A 4,898-nucleotide genomic window follows, 5' to 3' on the forward strand; every position below is an offset into this window, starting at 1 on the left:
GACATGCGCGGCCGCGATCTCACCGATGGAGTGGCCGGCGACGAAGTCGGGGGTGACGCCCCAGGACTCCACCAGACGGTAGAGGGCGACCTCGACCGCGAACAGCGCGGGCTGGGTGAACGCGGTGGCGTTCAGGGCGGTTTCGTCGGTGCCCCACATCACGTCGCGGACGGATGCACCCTTCCCGGTCTCCAGGAGAGTGGCGACGGAGTCGAACGCTTCGGCGAACACCGGGAAGCGTGCGTGCAGTTCACGGCCCATGCCGAGGCGCTGGGCACCCTGCCCGGAGAACAGGAAGGCGGTACGGCGCGGTTCGGCGACGCCACGGGCGACCTCGGTGAGGGCGCCGTCGGCGGCGAGCAGGACCGCCCGGTGCTCGAAGCTGGAGCGACCGGTGGCCAGGGTGTACGCGGTGTCGAGCGCGGGCAGCGCGTTCGCGGACTCCCGCAGCCGCTCCACCTGGGCGTCGAGCGCGGCCTCGGACTTCGCCGAGACGGGCCAGGCGAGCGCGCCGGGCACCGGACGGTCGGCAGCCGGCACGGGCACCGGCTCATCGGGAGCGCCCTCAAGAATGACGTGGGCGTTGGTGCCGCTGATGCCGAACGACGACACACCGGCCCGACGCGCCCGTCCCGTCTCCGGCCACGCGGTCTCCTCGGTGAGCAGCCGCACGGCACCCAGAGACCAGTCGACGTGCGAGGACGGCTCGGTGACGTGCAGGGTGCGCGGGAGCATGCCCTTGCGCAGCGCCATGACCATCTTGACGAGTCCGGCGGCACCGGCCGCGGCCTGGGTGTGGCCGATGTTGGACTTCACCGAACCGAGCAGCAGCGGCTGCTGCGGGTCACGGTCGGAGCCGTAGGTGGCGAGCAGCGCCTGCGCCTCGATCGGATCTCCGAGCGGGGTGCCGGTGCCATGGGCCTCGACCGCGTCGACATCACTCGTGTTCAGGGCCGCGTTGGCCAGCGCCTGTCGGATCACCCGCTGCTGGGAAGGGCCGTTGGGCGCGGTCAGGCCGTTGGAGGCGCCGTCCTGGTTGACGGCGGAGCCACGCACGACGGCCAGCACCCGGTGTCCGGCGCGGCGGGCGTCGGAGAGACGCTCCACCACGAACACCGCCGCGCCCTCGGACCAGCCGGTGCCGTCGGCGGAGTCGGAGAACGCCTTGCAGCGGCCGTCCTGGGCGAGGCCGCCCATCCGGGAGAACCCGGCGAAGTTGGCCGGGGTGGTCATCACGGTGACACCACCGACCAGCGCCATGCCGCACTCTCCCGACCGCAGCGCCTGCGCGGCGAGATGCAGGGACACCAGCGACGAGGAGCAGGCCGTGTCGACGGACAGGGCAGGGCCTTCGAGGCCCAGTGCGTAGGAGAGGCGACCGGAGACGACGCTGACCGCGAGACCGGCGGTGGCGTGGCCCGCGACGTCGTCGCGGGACCCCATGACCAGACTGGCGTAGTCCTGGCCGTTGACGCCCATGAAGACACCGGTGCGGCTGCCGCGCAGCGTGGCCGGGTCGACACCGGCGCGCTCGATGGCCTCCCAGGTGACTTCGAGCAGAATGCGCTGCTGCGGGTCCATGGCGAGGGCCTCGCGCGGCGAGATCCCGAAGAACCCGGCGTCGAAGCCGGCGATGTCGCTGAGGAAACCGCCCTTTGCCGACACACCGCCGGCCTCACCGCTGACGAGCCTCGACGACTCCCACTCACGGTCGGCGGGGAAGCCGGTGATGGCGTCGGTTCCGGACCCGAGGAGGTTCCACAGGTCCTCGGGCGTCTGGACACCGCCCGGGAAGCGGCAGCCCATCCCGACGATGACGACAGGATCGTCCGTCACGTCGGCGGCGCTTTCCGGGGCGGCGAAGACCTCGACGGCATCGGCGCCCAGCAGTTCGTCCAGGAGATGGTCGGCGAGCCGCTCGGGCGTCGGGTAGTCGAAGACGAGCGTGGCAGGCAGAGTGAGACCGGTTGCCTTGCCGAGGCGGTTGCGCAGCTCGATCGCGGTGAGCGAGTCGAAGCCGAGGCCGCGGAACTCGCGGCGCGCGTCCACGGCGTCGGCGGAACCGTGGCCCAGAACCGCGGCTGCCTCGGCACGCACCAGGTCGACGACGAACGGCCGACGCTGCTCCTCGGGCAGAACGGCGAGACGCTCGGCGAGTCCGGCGCGGGCGACCGCGGCGGTGGCCGCCCGGGCCCGGCGACCGCCGGTACGGACCAGCCCGCGCAGGATCGCGGGGACACCGGCACCGGCGGGCAGCGGGCCGCCGACGCCCAGACCGAGCGGCACCACGAGCGGCTCACCGGCGAGCATGGCGGCGTCGTACAGGGCCAGACCCCGCTCGACGGACAGCAGCGGCATCCCACCGGCGTCACTGATCCGGCGGGCGTCCTGGCCACTCAACTGGCCGGTCATGCCGACGCCTTGTTCCCAGGCACCCCAGGCGAGGGAGGTGGCGGGCAGGCCGAGGGCCTGGCGGTGGGCGGCGAGGGCGTCCAGGAAGGTGTTGCCCGCCGCGTAGTTGGCCTGCCCCGGGCTGCCGAAGACGCCGGAGGTCGAGGAGTACAGGACGAAGGCGGCCAGGTCGAGATCACGGGTGAGGTCGTGCAGATGCCAGGCGGCGTCGACCTTCGGCCGCAACACGGTGTCCAGGCGGTCGGCGGTGAGGGAGGCGACGATGCCGTCGTCGAGGACACCCGCCGTGTGCACCACCGCGGTCAGCGGGTGCTCGGCCGGGACGGAGGCGAGCAGCACGGCGAGAGCGTCACGGTCGGCGACGTCACACGCGGCGACCCTGGCCTCGGCACCCAGGCCGGCCAGCGCCTGGACGAGGTCGGCGGCACCGGGGGCGTCAAGTCCGCGACGGCTGGTCAGCAGCAAGTGCTTGACGCCGTGCTCGGCCACCAGGTGGCGGGCCAGTTCGGAGGCAAGACCACCGGTGCCACCGGTGACCAGAACGGTGCCCTCGGGCTCCAGGGGCCGAGCGAGAGAGCCACCGGTCTCCAGCCGGGCGAGCCGACCGACACGGACCGTGCCCTCACGGACGACGGCCTGGGGCTCCTCCGCGTCGAACAGCCCTGCCAGCAGCGGCAGTCGGGCCAGCGAGTCAGCCGTGTCATCGACATCGGCCAGCAGCAGCCGGCCCGGGTTCTCGGACTGGGCGGAGCGCACCAGACCCCACACGGGGGCAGCGGCCAGATCGAGCGGACCGCGCTCGCCGTCGGCGACAGCGCTGTGGGTCACCAGAACCAGCCGGGAGGAGGCAAAGGCAGGCTCGGCCAGCCACCCCTGCACCAGAGCAAGCACCTCACGGACCAACTCGTGTGCGGCTTCGGGCCGTTGATCAACGTCGCCACGAACCGTCACCGCGACCATGTCGGGTACGGCCCCGCTCCGGGCAGCCAACTCACCAAGCGTCGCAGCCGGAGCATGCACGCCCGCGACCGCCTCGGAGTCCGCGGCGAGCACAGCCGTCAGACCGAAGGGGTCATCACCGAGCACGGCCCAGGTGGCGGGAGCGGCCGGGGCGGCGACCGTGCGCGGGGTCCAGTCGATGCGGAACAGCGAGTTGGCGTCATCGCGGCGCGGTTGGGCACCGGCTTCCGCGTCCGCGGCACGCAGCGTCAACGACTCCACGGAGACGACCGGCTGACCCGCCGGGTCGACCACCGCGATCTGCACCGCGTCGTCACCGCACGAGGCGATCCGCACCCGCAAGGTGCTCGCCCCGTCCGCGTGCAGGGACACGCCCTCCCAGGCGAACGGCAGCAGACCGCCGTCGTCGGACAGGAAGACGGTGCCGTGCAGGGCGGCGTGCAGAAGCGCCGGGTGCAGACCGAAGGCACCGGCGTCCTCGACCGATTCGGGCAGCTCGGCCTCGACGTAGACCGTGTCGTCCTGGCGCCAGACGCCCCTCAGTCCGCCGAAGACCGGACCGTAGTCCAAGCCGTTGGCGGCCAAGCGGTCGAACAGCCCCTCGATGTCGACGGCCTCCGCGTCACGCGGCGGCCACACGGTGGTGTCGAAGCCGATGACGTGCTCGCCGGAGCCGACGCGGCCGGCGGCGTGCTGGGTCCACTCCGCGTCCTGGTCCTCACCGGGCCGGGTGAAGAAGCGTAGCTCGCGGTGGCCGTTCTCGTCGGCGGCGCCGACGGAGATCTGCATCTGCACGGCGCCCGTGGGGGGCAGCACGAGCGGTGTGGCGATGGTCAGTTCCTCGACCCGGTCGCAACCGGCCTGGTCGGCTGCGCGGACGGCCAGCTCCAGGAAGCCGGTGCCGGGGAAGAAGACCGTGCCGCCGACGCGGTGGTCGGCGAGCCACGGGTGGGTGGCGAGCGACAGGGTGCCGGTCAGCAGGAGTTCGTCGGAACCGGCCACCGACATGGCGGCGCCGAGCAGCGGGTGGTCGGCCGAGGCCAGACCGAGACCGGAGGCGTCGACGGCGGTCGCGGTCGCCTTGGGCCAGTAGCGCTCGTGCTGGAAGGCGTAGGTGGGCAGTTCGGCGGTGCGGGCGCCGGTGCCGTCGTGGAACGCCGTCCAGTCGACGGTGACGCCGGCCGTGTGCAGCCGGGCCAGCGCGGTGACGGCGCTGTGCTCCTCGGGGCGGCCCTTGCGCAGGAACGGGATGGTGACGGCGGTGGCGGACTGCTGGGCCAGGGCGGCGAGCACACCGTCGGGGCCGAGTTCGAGCAGGACGTCGGCGCCGGCCTCGGCGAGCGCGCGGACGCCGTCGGCGAACCGCACGGCCTCGCGGACATGACGCACCCAGTAGTCCGGGTCGGTCAACTGCCCCTCGACGGCGACCGTGCCGGTGAGGTTGGAGACGACCGGGATCCGCGGCTCGTCGTACGAGAGCGTCTCCGCGACGGCCCGGAACTCCTCCAGCATCGGGTCCATCAGCG

Annotated in this window: 1 pseudogene; it reads right to left on the minus strand. The window is 72.9% G+C overall.

Going from position 1 to position 4,898, the window contains the following annotated elements:
- Positions 1 to 4,884: pseudogene (locus ACIQMV_RS39285) on the minus strand (type I polyketide synthase); the annotation flags it as partial.
- Positions 4,885 to 4,898 lie beyond the last annotated feature (14 nt).

This window comes from Streptomyces sp. NPDC091412, assembly GCF_044756885.1.
Lineage (GTDB): Bacteria > Actinomycetota > Actinomycetes > Streptomycetales > Streptomycetaceae > Streptomyces.